The following is a 16104-nucleotide window of genomic DNA, read 5'->3' as shown; positions in this document are numbered from 1 at the left end:
GGTGTTTAAACACCGGGCTTTCTATTAGTTACGGTACAGCACTTTAATGATGTGGTAACCGAACTGAGTGTGCAGCGGGCCGGTTGGCTCCAGCACAGGGCAGGAAAAAACCACTTTATCGAACGCCGGAACCATCTGGCCCTGACGGAATTCGCCTAAATCACCGCCGCGTTTGCCTGATGGGCAGATGGAGTGTTTCTTCGCCAGTTTGCCGAAGTCGGCGCCGTTTTTAATCTGTTCCAGAAGATCCAGTGCCAGTTTCTCTTCTTTAACAAGGATATGCACTGCTGCTGCTGTTTTTGCCATGATCGTGCCTTCAAAAGGGGGTCTGTAAGGCTCGCGATTTTAGCATGGCTTACCGTCGATACAGCACTTTGATGATGTGGTAGCCAAATTTGGTTTTTACAGGCCCGTAAGGTTTAAGCAGTGGGCAGCTAAACACAGCGGCATCAAATGGCCCCACCATCATCCCCTGTTTGAACTCGCCCAGATCGCCTCCGTTGCGCCCAGAGGGGCAGCGAGAATAGCGTTTTGCCAAATGATCGAAGCTAATACCGCGATCCAGCTTGCTCAGGATCTCCAGAGCTAATTTCTCTTCTTTTACCAGGATATGTAGGGCTGCCGCGCTCTTAGCCATTATTTTGTTCTCATGTCTCAAAGATGTCCCATTACTTTATCACCCGTCTTAGTCGTGGACATATACTCTTCGCCATCGCGGGACAGATGTCTCGCCTGATGTATGGAAACGGGAGATGAGCGACATTTTCTCTGCCGCATTCCCTTTTGCCGGGGACCTCCGTCCTGTCCCTACAGCCATGGAGCGAGATATCATGGATACAATGAAAAAAACTGAATTTTCAGTCGGATGGCTTACCGGGCTGGGTGATATTGTTCGCGATCCACAGCTCTATGAATTATTGAAATATTGCCCTCTGGACATCATGCAGCGCTGGCGTTTTGAAGAGATCCAACGCGGTGCCTTTATCTGTCGGCAGGGGGAAATATGTCAGCGTTTTTCGCTGATTATTGCCGGTGAAGTCGATGTTTTCTATGAGGCTGAAGATGGACGTCGTTATCGTCAAGCCCGCTACCGGAAAGGCGATATGCTGGGCGAACTCGAGATTTTTGAGTCGCGCCATTACATCTGTTCGGTAGTGGCGGTAGGACATGTGCAGCTTCTGAGCTTATCGCAGGAATACTTCAGCCGCTGGCTGGCGTTAGATAACCATTTTAACCAGCGGATGCTGCGCTTCTTTAGTCAGCAATATTACCAGCTGTCGAAAAAGGCCAGCAGCGACAATCTTTACTCGCTGTATCAGCGAGTGTGCCAGGCGTTATGGCTGCGTTATCAACAAGATGGAACGAATGAAATTTTGCTGGATAAGCTAAACCTCAGTCAGGAACTGGCGGCGACGACACGCAGTATTAACCGTATTTTACATGACCTGAAAGCGCTACAGATTATTGATACCGATGGTGAAAGTATTGTGTTGTCAGCCCCTGAAAAATTAAAGCGGGAGGCTGATATCGGATAACCGCAAGAGTGAAGGAGGCGGGAGAATGTCGCTGCAACCCCATATCCAGTTAAGCAAGGAGATGATCGGCGCACGCTATGCGCTGCTGCCGGGAGACCCGCTGCGGGTCGATCGCATCGCCAATTTTCTTGATAACCCAGAATCGCTTGGTCAAAACCGTGAGTTTCGCGCCGCGCGAGGTTGGTATCAGGGGATCGAGATTTTAGTGCTCTCTACCGGAATCGGTGGACCGTCTACGGCTATTGCCATTGAAGAACTGCGTCAAATCGGTGTAAAGACCCTGATTCGTATCGGCAGCTGCGGGGCATTGCAGGATAATCTTGCGCTCGGCGACGTGATTATCGCCCATGCCGCGGTCATGGATGACGGGACCAGCCGTACCTATGCGCCCGCTGGCTATCCGGCCTGCGCCGACCCGCAGTTAACCTGGGAACTGATGACGCAGGCGCGACAGATGAATATCCCCGCCATCTGCGGTCTGGTGCGCAGTCACGACAGTTTTTATACCGACCGGGAAGCGGAACTGGATGCGCAGTGGTCGGCGCTCGGCGTTCTGGGCGCGGATATGGAAAGTGCCGCTTTGATGACCATCGGTGCGCTGCGCGGGTTACGTACGGCGTCATTACTCAATGTGGTGGTTGCCCACAACGGTTGTCTGGATAGCAGTATCAATGATTATGTCCAGCAGGAAACGTTGTGCCAACAGGGCGAAGAACGGCAAATTACCCTGGCGCTACGCGCCATTCATTCCGATAGTCAGCAAGGAGGTCAGTGATGGACTTTTTTAGCATTAACAATGTAATGGTCAACATTCCTCTCGGCGAAGGCGGCTATGCACTATCTTGGATTGAAGCCATTGGTACCGTATTTGGTCTGTTATGTATCTGGTGTGCCAGCCGGGAAAAAATCATCAATTACCTGTTTGGCCTGATTAACGTCACGCTGTTTGCAGCAATCTTTTTCCAGATTCAGCTCTATGCCAGCTTGTTGCTACAGGTGTTTTTCTTCGCCGCTAACATTTACGGTTGGTATGCGTGGAGCCGGCAAAATGAGGCGCAGGAAGCAGCGCTCAAAGTACGTTGGCTTTCCCGTCAGCAAACCCTGGTACTGGGCGGCGTTTGCGCGGTGGCGATAGTTTTGATGACGCTGTTTATCGATCCGGTGTTTGCAGCGCTTACCCGCATTATGATTGCACTGCTACAAATGATAGGTATACCGGTCGCGATGCCTGACCTTCAGCCCGATGCCTTCCCGTTCTGGGATTCCACCATGCTGGTGTTGTCGATTGCGGCCATGATTCTGATGACGCGTAAATATGTCGAAAACTGGCTGCTGTGGGTGCTCATCGACGTGATTAGTGTGGTTATTTACGCGGTACAGGGCGTCTACGCCATGTCGCTCGAATATGTCCTGCTGACGGCAATCGCGGTGATGGGATCCTACAGCTGGATCAAGAGCGCACAGCGCAACGGTTACACACCGCTTGCCGCGACGGTTTCCTGATTGACCCGATTTTCTGGCTACTCACAGGGGTAGCCAGATACTCTTTTTCTCCCTCTTTCTGCTACAATCCACCTCCCCCGTGTTTACAGATTGAGCAATCCCTTATGCGTTTGAACCCCGGACAACAACAAGCCGTCGAATTCGTCACCGGACCTTGCCTGGTGCTGGCGGGAGCGGGTTCCGGCAAGACGCGTGTTATCACCAACAAAATAGCCCATCTGATCCGTGAATGTGGCTATCAGGCACGACATATTGCGGCAGTGACCTTTACCAATAAGGCTGCGCGCGAGATGAAAGAGCGCGTGGCGCAAACGCTGGGGCGTAAAGAAGCACGCGGGTTGATGATCTCCACTTTCCACACACTGGGACTGGATGTCATTAAGCGCGAATATGCGGCGCTGGGGATGAAGTCGAACTTCTCGCTGTTTGATGATACCGACCAGGTGGCCCTGCTTAAGGAACTGACCGAAGGGCTAATTGAAGACGATAAGCTTATTCTTCAGCAGCTGATCTCGATGATCTCCAACTGGAAAAACGATCTGATGACGCCAGCGCAGGCGGCAGCCAGCGCAAAGGGCGAGCGCGATCGTATTTTTGCCCACTGCTATGGTCTGTATGACGCGCATATGAAGGCGTGTAACGTCCTCGATTTTGACGATCTTATCCTGCTGCCCACTCTGCTGCTACAGCGCAATGAAGAAGTGCGTGAGCGCTGGCAAAACAGAATCCGCTACCTGCTGGTGGATGAATATCAGGATACCAACACCAGCCAGTACGAGCTGGTGAAGTTGCTGGTAGGGAAACGTGCGCGCTTTACCGTCGTGGGCGATGACGATCAGTCGATCTACTCCTGGCGCGGCGCCCGTCCGCAGAACCTGGTACTGTTAAGCAAAGATTTTCCGGCTTTACAGGTGGTGAAGCTGGAGCAAAACTACCGTTCATCAGGTCGCATCCTGAAAGCGGCGAACATCCTCATTGCGAACAATCCACACGTCTTTGAAAAGCGGCTCTTTTCCGAGTTGGGTTACGGTGCTGAGCTGAAGGTACTAAGTGCCAATAATGAAGAGCACGAAGCCGAACGTGTGACCGGGGAATTAATTGCCCATCACTTTGTGAACAAGACGCAATATAAAGACTACGCCATCCTTTATCGCGGTAATCATCAGTCGCGCGTGTTCGAAAAGTTTCTGATGCAGAACCGTATCCCGTACAAAATTTCCGGCGGAACATCGTTCTTCTCGCGTCCGGAGATTAAAGATCTGCTGGCCTACCTGCGCGTGCTGAGCAACCCGGATGACGACAGCGCATTTTTGCGCATCGTAAACACGCCAAAGCGTGAAATCGGTCCGGCCACGCTGCAAAAGTTGGGTGAATGGGCGATGACGCGTAATAAAAGCCTGTTTACCGCCAGCTTTGATATGGGGCTTAGCCAGACACTGACCGGGCGCGGGTATGACTCTCTGACCCGCTTTACGCACTGGCTGGGTGAAATTCAGCGCCTGGCGGAGCGCGAACCGGTTGCCGCTGTGCGCGATCTGATCCACGGTATTGATTACGAATCCTGGCTGTATGAAACCTCGCCGAGCCCGAAAGCGGCTGAAATGCGTATGAAAAACGTCAATACGTTGTTCAGCTGGATGACGGAGATGCTGGAAGGCAGTGAGCTGGAAGAGCCGATGACCCTGACCCAGGTCGTTACCCGCTTTACCCTGCGCGACATGATGGAGCGTGGAGAGAGTGAAGAAGAGCTGGATCAGGTGCAGTTGATGACGCTGCATGCCTCAAAAGGGCTGGAGTTCCCTTACGTGTTTATGGTGGGAATGGAAGAAGGATTTTTGCCGCACCAGAGCAGTATCGATGAAGACAATATCGACGAAGAACGTCGTCTGGCTTACGTAGGGATTACGCGTGCACAGAAAGAACTCATCTTCACTCTATGCAAAGAGCGTCGTCAGTATGGTGAGCTGGTGCGTCCGGAACCGAGTCGTTTCCTGCTGGAGCTGCCACAGGATGACGTTATCTGGGAACAAGAGCGTAAAGTGGTGAGCGCTGAGGAGCGGATGCAAAAAGGGCAGGCCAGCATTGCTAATATTCGGGCAATGATGGCGAAAGCCAAAGCGAAGTAGGTATTTTGTAGGCCGGATACGTGTAAACGCGCGCTATCCGGCAACCAACATCTAATGAACGTCCAGCGGCCAGTGGACATAGCTTTGCCACTGACTTTCCTGATCGATTAACTCTTTACCCAGCGGATGATGTTCCAGCCAGCCTTCTGGTAGCGTGACCGTCAGGTGCTCGTTTCTTGCATCCATTTGAATTTCCGGCACAAGATCGTCACGGCGACGGCTGGCGAAGATGATCGCCAAACGTAGCAAACGGCAAAGATGCTCCGCGATGCGCGGTGGCACTGCGTTTTGCTGGTGGAGCGAAGAGAGATCGACGGGGTTGGTCTGGTTGAGTAACAGCGTTGCTAGCAGTTTCTTTTGCGCAGGGGTAAAACCCGGGAGATCGAGATTGCGCACCAGATAAGCGGCATGCTGTGGTGCCTGTTTAAAATCAACGCTCAGGCCAATTTCATGCAGCTGAGAGGCACTAATCAGTAGTTCGCGGCTAATCGGTTCAAGATGCCACTTTTTTTCTACCTGATCGAGAAATTTAGTCGCTAAATTGGCAACGCGATGTGCTTGCTCTGTATCGACCATAAAGCGACGCTGGATATTGCGTAATGTGCGGCTACGAATATCCTGATCCACCGCCAGATGCAGCATGCCGTAGACCAGACCTTCACGTAATGCGCCGCCGGCCAGGGTCATGCATTGAATGTTCAGTTCGGTGAAAATAGCAATCAGAATGGCCAGCCCGCTGGGGAAAACCAGCGCACGTTCCAGCGTTAACCCTTCGATTTCCAGCTCTTCCAGACGACCGCAGTGAATGGCGCGCTGCTTAAGCTGCTGCAGTTTGGCCAACGTAATGCGCTCATCCATACCCTGCGCCATCATGATTTCCTGCAACGCCTGGACGGTACCAGAGGCACCAACGCAAACTTTCCAGCCATGAAAACGCAGTTTGTCGGCGACCGGGCGCAGAACTTCACGTGCGGCCTTCTCTGCCTCGTCAAAGTTTTCCTGTGCCAGATTACGATCGGTAAAATAGCGTTCGAGCCAGGTGACGCAGCCCATCGACAGGCTGAACAGAGAGGTGGTTTGTGCGCCGGATCCGGTGACTAATTCAGTGCTGGCGCCACCAATATCCACAACCAGACGCTGATCGGCACCACCGGTTGTGTGGGCCACACCTTGATAAATCAGTCGCGCTTCTTCTTCACCGCTAATCACCTGGACAGGGCAGCCAAGGATCTCTTGCGCTTTGGCAATAAACACATCGGCATTTACGGCGATGCGTAATGTTGCCGTGGCGACCACCCGGATTTGTGGATGCGGAATATCCTGCAGACGTTCAGCAAACAGGCGCAAACATTGCCAGCCGCGCTCCATCGCTTCAACAGAGAGCTCGTTGTCACCGTTGAGTCCAGCGGCCAGACGCACTTTGCGTTTGATACGCGTGAGCGTCTGGATGCTTCCTGCCACCTCGCGTACAACCAGCATATGAAAACTATTCGAGCCGAGATCGATTGCCGCATACAGCGAAGTAGAATTCATACACTTCATCCTTCAACCTGTATCTGTGTTGGCTGCGTTCTCTCACCCGAATCACTTACTAAAGTAAGCTCATCGGGATTCGTTTTCTTGCCGCCTTGATACAGGCTGAATGATTTTGTGTATGGCATAACTTTTCTTAACCTGAACGACGACGATTACGCGGAGCACCACCGGTACGGCGTGGGCCATTGCCTGTACGCGGGCGCGTTAAGCGCAACGGCTTCGGCAGATCGGTCATCAGCGCATCCGGGTTATATTTGCTGACCGGAATCGAGTGGCCGATATAGGTCTCGATTGCAGGTAAATTCAGCGCGTACTCTTCACAGGCCAGGCTGATAGAGTGACCGCTTGCGCCAGCACGTCCGGTACGACCGATTCGGTGAACGTAATCTTCACAGTCATCCGGCAGGTCATAGTTAAATACGTGCGTTACTGCTGGGATATGCAGGCCACGCGCAGCGACATCCGTCGCAACGAGAATGTCGAGATCGCCACGGGTGAACTCATCAAGAATACGCAGACGTTTTTTCTGTGCTACGTCACCGGTCAGCAGACCGACGCGATGACCGTCCGCAGCAAGGCTGCCCCAGATATCTTCACAACGATGCTTGGTGTTAGCAAAAACAATGGCGCGATCTGGCCACTCTTCTTCAATCAGCGTTTGCAGCAAACGCATTTTCTCTTCGTTGGAAGGGTAGAAGAGCTCTTCTTTAATGCGGTGGCCAGTTTTCTGTTCCGGTTCGACTTCAACGTACTCAGCGTTATTCATCTGTTCGAACGCCAGTTCGCGAACGCGGTAAGAGAGGGTTGCAGAAAACAGCATGTTCAGACGTTGGGTGGTTGGCGGCATACGACGGAACAGCCAACGGATATCTTTAATAAAGCCCAGATCGTACATACGATCGGCTTCATCCAGCACCACGACCTGAATCGCGCCCAGATTAATGTGGTTCTGTTTTGCATAGTCGATGAGACGACCGGTCGTGCCGATAAGAATATCGACGCCGCTTTCCAGCACTTTCAGCTGTTTATCGTAACCGTCGCCGCCATACGCCAGGCCTAATTTCAGACCAGTGGTCTGTGCCAGCGGCTCGGCATCGGCGTGGATCTGCACGGCTAACTCACGCGTTGGCGCCATAATTAACGCACGCGGTTGGTTCACCTTGCGATCGGCAATCGCGGGATGAGAGAGAAGATAATGAAACGTTGACGTCAGGAACGCCATCGTTTTTCCGGTACCGGTTTGCGCCTGCCCGGCAACATCACGACCAGCCAGCGTTAGCGGCAGCGCGAGGGCCTGAATGGGCGTACAGTTATGAAAGCCTTTATTTTCAAGGGCTTCTATCACCTTTGGGTGCAGGGCGAAGTCGGAAAACTTCTGTTCTGTTAAATGTGTTTTGCTCATAGTGTGGTAGAATATCAGCTTACTATTGCTTTACGAAAGCGTATCCGGTGAAATAAAGTCAACCTTTAGTTGGTTAATGCTACATCAACACGTCGTTGATTAATGCTACACCAATGCACCAGGCTTATTCCTGTGGAGTTATTATGAGCGATAAAATTATTCACCTGACTGACGACAGTTTTGACACGGATGTACTCAAAGCGGACGGAGCAATCCTCGTTGATTTCTGGGCAGAGTGGTGCGGTCCGTGCAAAATGATCGCTCCGATTCTGGATGAAATCGCTGACGAATATCAGGGCAAACTGACGGTTGCTAAACTGAACATTGACCAAAACCCAGGCACCGCGCCGAAGTATGGTATCCGTGGCATCCCGACCCTGCTGCTGTTTAAAAACGGCGAAGTTGCGGCGACGAAAGTCGGCGCGCTGTCCAAAGGTCAGTTGAAAGAATTCCTCGACGCTAATTTAGCGTAAGGAAGTCTCATGATCGGGCGACCCTACTTCGAAATGATTCGGATGACTGGACGCCCGACTTGAGTCGTGCTAAGTTAGTGTTGACTTCGTATTAAACATACCTTATTAAGTTTGAATCTAGTTATATCCAATACTTCCCGTTGTTTCTCGCGCGAGAAGTGGACAGATTCCTGGCTTGTCACTCAATCCGTCTTGTCGTTTCAGTTCTGCGTACTTTCCTGTGACCAGACAGCGAACAGACATGAGTTGATGGCCGTAAACAGGCATGGATGACCCTGCCATACCATTCACAACATTAAGTTCGAGATTTACCCCAAGTTTAAGAACTCACACCATTATGAATCTTACCGAATTAAAGAATACGCCGGTTTCTGAGCTGATCACTCTCGGCGAAAATATGGGCCTTGAAAACCTGGCTCGTATGCGCAAGCAGGACATTATTTTTGCCATCCTGAAGCAGCACGCAAAGAGTGGCGAAGATATCTTTGGTGACGGTGTGCTGGAGATATTGCAGGATGGATTTGGTTTCCTCCGCTCTGCAGACAGCTCCTACCTCGCCGGTCCTGATGACATCTACGTTTCTCCCAGCCAAATCCGCCGTTTCAACCTCCGCACTGGTGATACCATTTCTGGTAAGATTCGCCCGCCGAAAGAAGGTGAACGCTACTTTGCGCTGTTGAAAGTTAACGAAGTTAACTACGACAAACCAGAAAACGCCCGTAACAAAATCCTCTTTGAGAACTTAACGCCGCTGCACGCAAACTCTCGTCTGCGTATGGAACGTGGTAACGGTTCTACTGAAGACTTAACGGCGCGTGTACTGGATCTGGCATCGCCGATCGGTCGTGGCCAACGTGGTCTGATTGTTGCTCCGCCGAAAGCGGGTAAAACCATGCTGCTGCAGAACATCGCGCAGAGCATTGCATACAATCATCCTGACTGCGTGCTGATGGTGCTGCTGATTGACGAACGTCCGGAAGAAGTTACCGAGATGCAGCGTCTGGTGAAAGGTGAAGTGGTTGCCTCTACCTTTGACGAACCTGCCTCCCGCCACGTTCAGGTTGCGGAAATGGTTATCGAGAAGGCGAAACGTCTGGTTGAACACAAGAAAGACGTTATCATCCTGCTTGACTCCATCACCCGTCTGGCGCGTGCATATAACACCGTGGTTCCGGCTTCCGGTAAAGTACTGACCGGTGGTGTGGACGCCAACGCCCTGCATCGTCCGAAGCGTTTCTTTGGTGCTGCACGTAACGTGGAAGAGGGCGGTAGCCTGACCATCATCGCGACTGCGCTGATTGATACCGGCTCTAAAATGGATGAAGTTATCTACGAAGAGTTTAAAGGTACCGGCAACATGGAACTGCATCTCTCTCGTAAGATTGCTGAAAAACGCGTCTTCCCGGCTATCGACTACAACCGTTCCGGTACCCGTAAAGAAGAGCTGCTCACTACCCAGGAAGAGCTGCAGAAAATGTGGATCCTGCGCAAAATCATCCATCCGATGGGTGAAATCGACGCAATGGAATTCCTCATTAACAAACTGGCGATGACCAAGACCAACGACGACTTCTTCGATATGATGAAGCGTTCCTGATTCGGGCATCATCTGAAAACGCCACGTTTTTACGTGGCGTTTTGCTTTTGTGGATGTAATCTTAACGACACAATAATAATAATCCGGTATGACATACCGCCTGGCGATGAAGGGTTGTAATTCGTATTTTGTGGTTAATAATCATACAGAACCACCTGATATGGAATCGGGTTTCTCTTCTGAATAATCGCCTGGATGGTTATACTTCATATATTGATATTCTTTGAGAGCATGTATAGTGAATTTACTGACAGCAAGTACTGATCTCATCAGTATTTTTTTATTCACAACGCTGTTTCTTTTCTTTGCCCGCAAGGTTGCGAAAAAGATAGGATTGGTGGATAAACCCAACTTCCGCAAACGTCATCAGGGACTGATTCCGCTGGTTGGAGGGATTTCAGTATACGCAGGTATTTGCTTTACGTTTCTCATCGCCGATTATTATATCCCGCATGCGACTCTCTACCTGGCCTGTGCCGGTGTACTGGTGTTTATTGGTGCGTTGGACGACCGCTTTGATATCAGTGTAAAAATCCGCGCGACCATCCAGGCTATCATCGGCATCATTATGATGGCGGTTGGTAAGCTCTATCTGCTGAGTCTCGGGTATATTTTTGGCCCCTGGGAGATGGTGCTCGGTCCTTTTGGTTATTTCCTTACCCTTTTTGCCGTCTGGGCTGCAATTAACGCCTTTAACATGGTGGATGGGATTGATGGTCTGTTAGGCGGGCTATCCAGCGTCTCATTCGCCGCAATGGGGCTTATCCTGTGGTTTGACGGCCAGACAAGCCTGGCAATCTGGTGTTTTGCCATGATCGCCGCCATTCTCCCTTACATCATGCTGAACCTGGGTATTCTCGGACGTCGCTATAAAGTCTTTATGGGCGATGCGGGGAGTACGCTGATTGGCTTTACGGTCATCTGGATCCTGCTGGAGACCACTCAAGGTAAAACGCATCCTATTAGCCCGGTCACCGCACTGTGGATTATTGCCATTCCGTTAATGGATATGGTGGCGATCATGTATCGTCGTTTACGTAAAGGTATGAGCCCTTTCTCCCCGGACCGTCAACATATTCACCATTTAATCATGCGTGCCGGGTTTACCTCCCGACAGGCTTTTGTCCTGATTACGCTGGCTGCTGCGATCCTGGCTGCCATTGGTGTACTGGCTGAATATTCCCAGGTCGTTCCGGAATGGGTGATGCTGGTGCTCTTTTTACTGGCATTTGTCTTGTACGACTATTGTATTAAACGTGCCTGGAAGGTAGCGAGATTTATCAAACGCTGGAAGCGCAAGTTGCGTAGAAACCGTGACAGTAAACCAAACTTAACCAAATAAATTGAGGGTACGATGACACAACCATTACCGGGGGAACATGCCATGAGCGCTGAAAATGAACTGGACATCCGTGGGTTGTTTCGTACTTTGTGGACAGGGAAGGTGTGGATCGTCGGTATGGCTCTCGCCTTCGCGTTAGTCGCTCTCGCCTATACGTTTTTTGCTCGTCAGGAGTGGAGCGCGACGGCGATTTCAGACAGGCCAACGGTTAATATGTTGGGCGGCTATTACTCTCAGCAGCAGTTCTTACGTAACCTGGACATCAAGGCTAGTCTTGCATCTGCGGATCAGCCGTCAGTGATGGATGAGGCCTATAAAGAATTTATCATGCAGCTTGCCTCATGGGATACGCGCCGTGAATTCTGGCAGCAGACTGATTACTACAAGCAACGTATGGTGGGGAACAGTAAAGCCGATGCGGCGATGCTGGATGAACTGATTAATAACATTCAGTTTATGCCCGGCGATGCGGTTCGTAATACCAATGACAGCGTGAAGCTGATTGCCGAAACGGCACCTGATGCCAACAATCTGTTGCGTCAGTACGTCGCGTTTGCCAGTCAGCGTGCGGCGCGTCATCTGAACGACGAGTTAAAGGGAGCCTGGGCTGCGCGCACTGTGCAGATGAAGGCGCAGGTTAAACGCCAGGAAGAAGTGGCGAAATCGATTTTCTCTCGCCGAGTTCACAACATTGAGCAGGCTCTCAAAATTGCTGAACAGCATAATATTTCGCGTACTTCCACTGACGTTCCGGCTGAAGAGCTACCCGATTCTGAACTGTTTTTGCTTGGACGTCCTATGCTGCAGGCACGACTCGAAAACCTGCAATCTGTTGGTCCCGATTTCGATCTGGACTACTTCCAAAACCGAGCCATGCTTAACACACTGAACGTTGGGCCAACTCTGGATCCGCGTTTTCAGACCTATCGTTATTTGCGTACGCCGGAGGAACCGGTAAAACGTGACAGCCCTCGTCGTGCCTTCCTGATGATTATGTGGGGCATCGTTGGGGCTCTGATCGGTGCTGGTGTCGCGTTAACCCGTCGCCGCACGATTTAGCAATATCGTTGCAGTGAGGGGCTGGGCCCTCACTGCCAATCCGAAGAGAATCGATGTGAAAGTACTGACTGTATTTGGCACGCGACCGGAGGCCATAAAAATGGCACCTCTGGTTCATGCGCTGGCAAAAGATCCTGATTTTGAGGCAAAAGTTTGCGTCACGGCGCAGCATCGGGAGATGCTCGATCAGGTGTTGAACCTCTTTTCCATTGTACCTGACTACGATCTCAATATTATGCAGCCAGGTCAGGGACTAACAGAAATTACCTGCCGAATACTGGAAGGATTAAAGCCAATTCTGGCTGATTTTAAACCTGACGTTGTGTTAGTTCACGGCGATACCACAACCACCATTGCTACTAGCCTGGCCGCGTTCTATCAGCGCATCCCGGTAGGGCATGTGGAGGCAGGCTTACGTACAGGCGATCTCTACTCTCCCTGGCCGGAAGAGGCGAACCGTACGCTGACCGGGCATCTGGCGATGTATCATTTTGCACCAACAGAAAACTCGCGCCAAAACCTGTTACGGGAAAACATTTCTGATAGCCGTATCTTCGTTACAGGTAATACGGTTATTGATGCGTTGATCTGGGTACGCGATCGCGTACTGGCGAGTGATGCATTACGAGCTGAACTGGCAGAGCATTACCCATTCCTGAGCTCGGATAAAAAGATGATACTGGTGACCGGTCATCGTCGGGAAAGCTTCGGTCGTGGTTTTGAACACATTTGTCATGCGCTGGCGGAAATTGCCGCGGCCAATCAGAACGTACAGATTGTCTATCCGGTGCACCTGAATCCTAACGTCAGCGAACCGGTTAATCGCATTCTGGGGCACGTTGAAAACATCATCCTGATTGAACCGCAGGATTATATGCCGTTTGTCTGGCTGATGAATCACGCCTGGCTGATCCTTACCGACTCTGGCGGGATTCAGGAAGAAGCCCCATCTCTGGGGAAACCGGTACTGGTGATGCGCGAAACGACGGAACGTCCGGAAGCGATTACTGCAGGCACAGTACGTCTGGTAGGGACCGACCCGCAGCGTATTGTCGAAGAAGTCACGCGTTTGCTGCATGACGACAATGAATATCAGACCATGAGCCGCGCCCATAATCCGTATGGTGACGGGCAGGCATGTGGCCGCATTTTACACGCGTTAAAAAATAATCGGATATCGCTATGAGTTTTACGACCATTTCTGTCATTGGGCTGGGTTATATCGGACTGCCGACGGCGGCTGCCTTTGCTTCCCGTCAAAAGCATGTGATTGGCGTAGATGTAAATCAACACGCGGTGGATACCATTAATCGCGGTGAAATTCATATCGTTGAGCCAGATTTGGGCGCCGTGGTGAAAACGGCGGTCGAAAATGGATTTCTGCGTGCGACCACAACCCCTGTAGATGCGGATGCCTATCTGATTGCTGTGCCTACTCCGTTTAAGGGGGAGCACGAACCCGATATGGTTTATGTGGAAGCCGCGGCTAAATCTCTTGCACCGGTGCTGAAAAAAGGCGCGTTGGTGATCCTTGAATCGACGTCGCCTGTCGGGGCCACTGAACAGATGGCCACATGGCTGGCTGAAATGCGTCCTGACCTGACTTTCCCACAGCAAGTCGGTGAACACGCGGACGTTAACATTGCTTATTGCCCAGAGCGAGTGCTGCCGGGCCAGGTGATGGTTGAACTGATTAAAAACGACCGCGTGATTGGGGGAATGACCTCCGTCTGTTCCGCGCGTGCTAGCGAACTGTACAACATTTTCCTGGAGGGCGAATGTGTCGTGACCAACGCCCGTACGGCGGAAATGTGCAAACTGACTGAAAATAGCTTCCGCGACGTCAATATCGCCTTCGCCAATGAGTTGTCGCTGATTTGCGCCGATCAGGGGATCAACGTCTGGGAACTGATTCGACTGGCAAATCGCCATCCGCGCGTGAATATTTTACAACCGGGTCCGGGGGTTGGCGGGCACTGTATCGCGGTTGATCCGTGGTTTATCGTGGCGCAGAACCCGCAGCAGGCGAAATTGATTCGCACCGCGCGTGAGGTAAACGACGGTAAACCTCATTGGGTGGTTGATCAGGTAAAAGCTGCCGTGGCCGACTGTCTGGCGGATACCAATAAACGGGCCAGCGAAGTGAAAATTGCCTGTTTTGGTCTGGCATTTAAACCGAATATTGATGACTTACGTGAAAGCCCGGCGATGGGAATTGCGCAAAGCATCGCGCATTGGCACAAAGGCGAAACATTGGTAGTGGAACCGAACATCCATCAACTGCCGAAAAAACTGGACGGTCTGTGCCAACTGGCAGCGCTGGACGATGCCCTGGCTAGCGCCGATGTGCTGGTCTTGCTGGTCGACCATAATGAATTTAAAGCCATTAAAGGCGATGCGGTTCACCAGCAATATATCGTTGATACCAAAGGGGTCTGGCGCTAATGAAACGAATTCTGGTTACCGGTGGAGCGGGATTCATCGGCTCGGCGGTTGTACGGCATATCATTCAGGAGACTCAGGATGCGGCAATTGTGGTCGATAAGCTGACCTATGCCGGAAACCTGATGTCGCTGGAGCCGGTTGCACAGAATCCTCGTTTTACCTTTGAGAAAGTCGATATCTGCGATCGAGCTTCGCTCGACAGGGTGTTTCAACACTATCAGCCGGACTGCGTGATGCATCTGGCGGCAGAAAGCCACGTCGATCGCTCAATTGATGGTCCGGCCGCCTTTATCGAAACTAACATCGTGGGAACCTACACGCTGTTGGAAGCGGCGCGCGCTTACTGGAGTGATTTAACCAGCGAGAAAAAATCAGCGTTTCGTTTCCACCATATCTCGACTGACGAGGTGTATGGCGACCTGCATTCTACGGATGATTTCTTCACTGAAACCACACCGTATGCACCGAGCAGCCCTTATTCCGCGTCGAAAGCCAGCAGCGATCATCTGGTTCGCGCCTGGCTGCGTACCTACGGTCTGCCAACGCTGATAACCAACTGTTCTAACAACTATGGTCCGTACCATTTCCCGGAAAAACTGATTCCGCTGATGATCCTCAACGCATTGGCGGGGAAGCCGTTGCCGGTTTACGGCAATGGGCAACAGATCCGTGATTGGTTGTATGTAGAAGATCACGCCAGGGCGCTCTATTGTGTGGCGACAACGGGCGCGGTGGGAGAAACCTATAATATCGGTGGCCATAACGAGCGTAAAAACCTGGAAGTTGTCGAAACGGTTTGCAGCCTGTTGGAAGAGCTGGCACCGCAAAAGCCGCAGGGTATCGCGCAGTACCGCGACTTGATCGCTTTTGTGGACGATCGCCCGGGTCATGATTTGCGTTATGCCATTGACGCGTCGAAAATTGCGCGTGAACTAGGCTGGATGCCGCAAGAAACGTTTGAAAGCGGAATGCGCAAAACCGTGCAGTGGTATCTGGCTAATCAGGCATGGTGGAAACCCGTGCAGGACGGCAGTTACCAGGGCGAACGTTTAGGTCTGAAGGGCTAACAGCCTGGTTTTGGCTCCC

The 16104-nt window shown here is 51.6% G+C and carries 16 protein-coding genes; 12 read left to right on the top strand and 4 right to left on the bottom strand.

Translation table 11 applies throughout. The features are described 5' to 3' along the window. Window positions 1-24: 24 nt before the first annotated feature. Together ppiC (OGY13_RS11535) and ppiC (OGY13_RS11530) are read right to left on the bottom strand one after the other, a co-directional pair. Window positions 25-306: a peptidylprolyl isomerase PpiC gene (ppiC, locus tag OGY13_RS11535; RefSeq protein ID WP_003017999.1), complete on the bottom strand. Its 282-nt coding sequence runs from the start codon at window positions 304-306 to the stop codon at window positions 25-27. A gap of 49 nt (window positions 307-355) precedes the next feature. Next, window positions 356-637 (bottom strand): peptidylprolyl isomerase PpiC, encoded by a 282-nt coding sequence (gene ppiC, locus OGY13_RS11530; RefSeq protein WP_038634595.1) that lies wholly within the window; start codon window positions 635-637, stop codon window positions 356-358. Between the two features lie 193 nt (window positions 638-830). Between ppiC (OGY13_RS11530) and OGY13_RS11525 the strand changes: the two genes are divergently transcribed. The 4 genes from OGY13_RS11525 (at window position 831) to rep (ending at window position 5164) form a co-directional block, all read left to right on the top strand. Then, window positions 831-1535 carry a Crp/Fnr family transcriptional regulator gene (locus OGY13_RS11525; protein ID WP_191238982.1) on the top strand — a complete coding sequence of 235 codons (705 nt, stop codon included), beginning with the start codon at window positions 831-833 and terminating at the stop codon, window positions 1533-1535. 25 nt (window positions 1536-1560) lie between these two features. After that, complete coding sequence (locus tag OGY13_RS11520) at window positions 1561-2310, top strand: nucleoside phosphorylase (protein ID WP_186805017.1); 750 nt, start codon at window positions 1561-1563, stop codon at window positions 2308-2310. Further along, window positions 2310-3038, top strand: a complete 729-nt coding sequence (gene pnuC, locus OGY13_RS11515) for a nicotinamide riboside transporter PnuC (RefSeq protein ID WP_048237106.1) — start codon at window positions 2310-2312, stop codon at window positions 3036-3038. The genes OGY13_RS11520 and pnuC overlap by 1 nt, the downstream gene beginning before the upstream one ends. A gap of 104 nt (window positions 3039-3142) precedes the next feature. Further along, on the top strand, window positions 3143-5164 hold the full coding sequence (rep, locus tag OGY13_RS11510) for a DNA helicase Rep (RefSeq protein ID WP_213752698.1): 2022 nt from the start codon (window positions 3143-3145) through the stop codon (window positions 5162-5164). Between the two features lie 51 nt (window positions 5165-5215). Here the strand turns inward: rep and gppA are convergent, their stop codons facing one another. Together gppA and rhlB are read right to left on the bottom strand one after the other, a co-directional pair. Beyond that, window positions 5216-6697 carry a guanosine-5'-triphosphate,3'-diphosphate diphosphatase gene (gene gppA / locus OGY13_RS11505; RefSeq protein ID WP_213752699.1) on the bottom strand — a complete coding sequence of 494 codons (1482 nt, stop codon included), beginning with the start codon at window positions 6695-6697 and terminating at the stop codon, window positions 5216-5218. Window positions 6698-6833: 136 nt separating this feature from the next. Further along, the gene (gene rhlB / locus OGY13_RS11500) at window positions 6834-8102 is read right to left on the bottom strand and encodes an ATP-dependent RNA helicase RhlB (protein WP_003829013.1); all 1269 of its coding nucleotides are present in this window, start codon (window positions 8100-8102) and stop codon (window positions 6834-6836) included. Window positions 8103-8245: 143 nt separating this feature from the next. Here rhlB and trxA point away from each other — a divergent pair, with 143 nt between their 5' ends. The 8 genes from trxA (at window position 8246) to rffG (ending at window position 16085) form a co-directional block, all read left to right on the top strand. Next, window positions 8246-8575 (top strand): thioredoxin TrxA, encoded by a 330-nt coding sequence (gene trxA, locus OGY13_RS11495; RefSeq protein ID WP_001280776.1) that lies wholly within the window; start codon window positions 8246-8248, stop codon window positions 8573-8575. A 130-nt stretch (window positions 8576-8705) separates the two neighbouring features. Further along, the gene (locus tag OGY13_RS11490; RefSeq protein ID WP_049259789.1) at window positions 8706-8825 is read left to right on the top strand and encodes a rho operon leader peptide; all 120 of its coding nucleotides are present in this window, start codon (window positions 8706-8708) and stop codon (window positions 8823-8825) included. Between the two features lie 87 nt (window positions 8826-8912). Then, window positions 8913-10172, top strand: a complete 1260-nt coding sequence (gene rho / locus OGY13_RS11485) for a transcription termination factor Rho (protein WP_002437993.1) — start codon at window positions 8913-8915, stop codon at window positions 10170-10172. A gap of 238 nt (window positions 10173-10410) precedes the next feature. Further along, window positions 10411-11514: a UDP-N-acetylglucosamine--undecaprenyl-phosphate N-acetylglucosaminephosphotransferase gene (gene wecA / locus OGY13_RS11480; RefSeq protein ID WP_174770881.1), complete on the top strand. Its 1104-nt coding sequence runs from the start codon at window positions 10411-10413 to the stop codon at window positions 11512-11514. A 12-nt stretch (window positions 11515-11526) separates the two neighbouring features. Then, complete coding sequence (wzzE, locus tag OGY13_RS11475; protein WP_003829003.1) at window positions 11527-12573, top strand: ECA polysaccharide chain length modulation protein; 1047 nt, start codon at window positions 11527-11529, stop codon at window positions 12571-12573. A 55-nt stretch (window positions 12574-12628) separates the two neighbouring features. Beyond that, on the top strand, window positions 12629-13759 hold the full coding sequence (gene wecB, locus OGY13_RS11470) for a non-hydrolyzing UDP-N-acetylglucosamine 2-epimerase (protein WP_048237107.1): 1131 nt from the start codon (window positions 12629-12631) through the stop codon (window positions 13757-13759). Next, window positions 13756-15018: a UDP-N-acetyl-D-mannosamine dehydrogenase gene (gene wecC / locus OGY13_RS11465; protein ID WP_008787073.1), complete on the top strand. Its 1263-nt coding sequence runs from the start codon at window positions 13756-13758 to the stop codon at window positions 15016-15018. The genes wecB and wecC overlap by 4 nt, the downstream gene beginning before the upstream one ends. After that, complete coding sequence (gene rffG, locus OGY13_RS11460) at window positions 15018-16085, top strand: dTDP-glucose 4,6-dehydratase (RefSeq protein WP_032945684.1); 1068 nt, start codon at window positions 15018-15020, stop codon at window positions 16083-16085. Before wecC ends, rffG begins: the two co-directional genes overlap by 1 nt. Window positions 16086-16104: the final 19 nt, after the last annotated feature.

This window comes from Citrobacter sp. Cpo045 (assembly GCF_030332875.1).
Taxonomy (GTDB): domain Bacteria; phylum Pseudomonadota; class Gammaproteobacteria; order Enterobacterales; family Enterobacteriaceae; genus Citrobacter; species Citrobacter portucalensis.
The sequence above is the reverse complement of the archived record's forward strand: the minus strand, read 5'-3'. Positions and strand labels throughout refer to the sequence as shown.

Excerpts from the sequence above, each read along its gene's own strand:
- ppiC (WP_003017999.1), bottom strand. The coding sequence starts at position 306 with ATGGCAAAAACAGCAGCAGCAGTGCATATCCTTGTTAAAGAAGAGAAA.
- ppiC (WP_038634595.1), bottom strand. The coding sequence starts at position 637 with ATGGCTAAGAGCGCGGCAGCCCTACATATCCTGGTAAAAGAAGAGAAA.
- OGY13_RS11525 (WP_191238982.1), top strand. The coding sequence starts at position 831 with ATGGATACAATGAAAAAAACTGAATTTTCAGTCGGATGGCTTACCGGG.
- OGY13_RS11520 (WP_186805017.1), top strand. The coding sequence starts at position 1,561 with ATGTCGCTGCAACCCCATATCCAGTTAAGCAAGGAGATGATCGGCGCA.
- pnuC (WP_048237106.1), top strand. The coding sequence starts at position 2,310 with ATGGACTTTTTTAGCATTAACAATGTAATGGTCAACATTCCTCTCGGC.
- rep (WP_213752698.1), top strand. The coding sequence starts at position 3,143 with ATGCGTTTGAACCCCGGACAACAACAAGCCGTCGAATTCGTCACCGGA.
- gppA (WP_213752699.1), bottom strand. The coding sequence starts at position 6,697 with ATGAATTCTACTTCGCTGTATGCGGCAATCGATCTCGGCTCGAATAGT.
- rhlB (WP_003829013.1), bottom strand. The coding sequence starts at position 8,102 with ATGAGCAAAACACATTTAACAGAACAGAAGTTTTCCGACTTCGCCCTG.
- trxA (WP_001280776.1), top strand. The coding sequence starts at position 8,246 with ATGAGCGATAAAATTATTCACCTGACTGACGACAGTTTTGACACGGAT.
- rho (WP_002437993.1), top strand. The coding sequence starts at position 8,913 with ATGAATCTTACCGAATTAAAGAATACGCCGGTTTCTGAGCTGATCACT.
- wzzE (WP_003829003.1), top strand. The coding sequence starts at position 11,527 with ATGACACAACCATTACCGGGGGAACATGCCATGAGCGCTGAAAATGAA.
- wecC (WP_008787073.1), top strand. The coding sequence starts at position 13,756 with ATGAGTTTTACGACCATTTCTGTCATTGGGCTGGGTTATATCGGACTG.
- rffG (WP_032945684.1), top strand. The coding sequence starts at position 15,018 with ATGAAACGAATTCTGGTTACCGGTGGAGCGGGATTCATCGGCTCGGCG.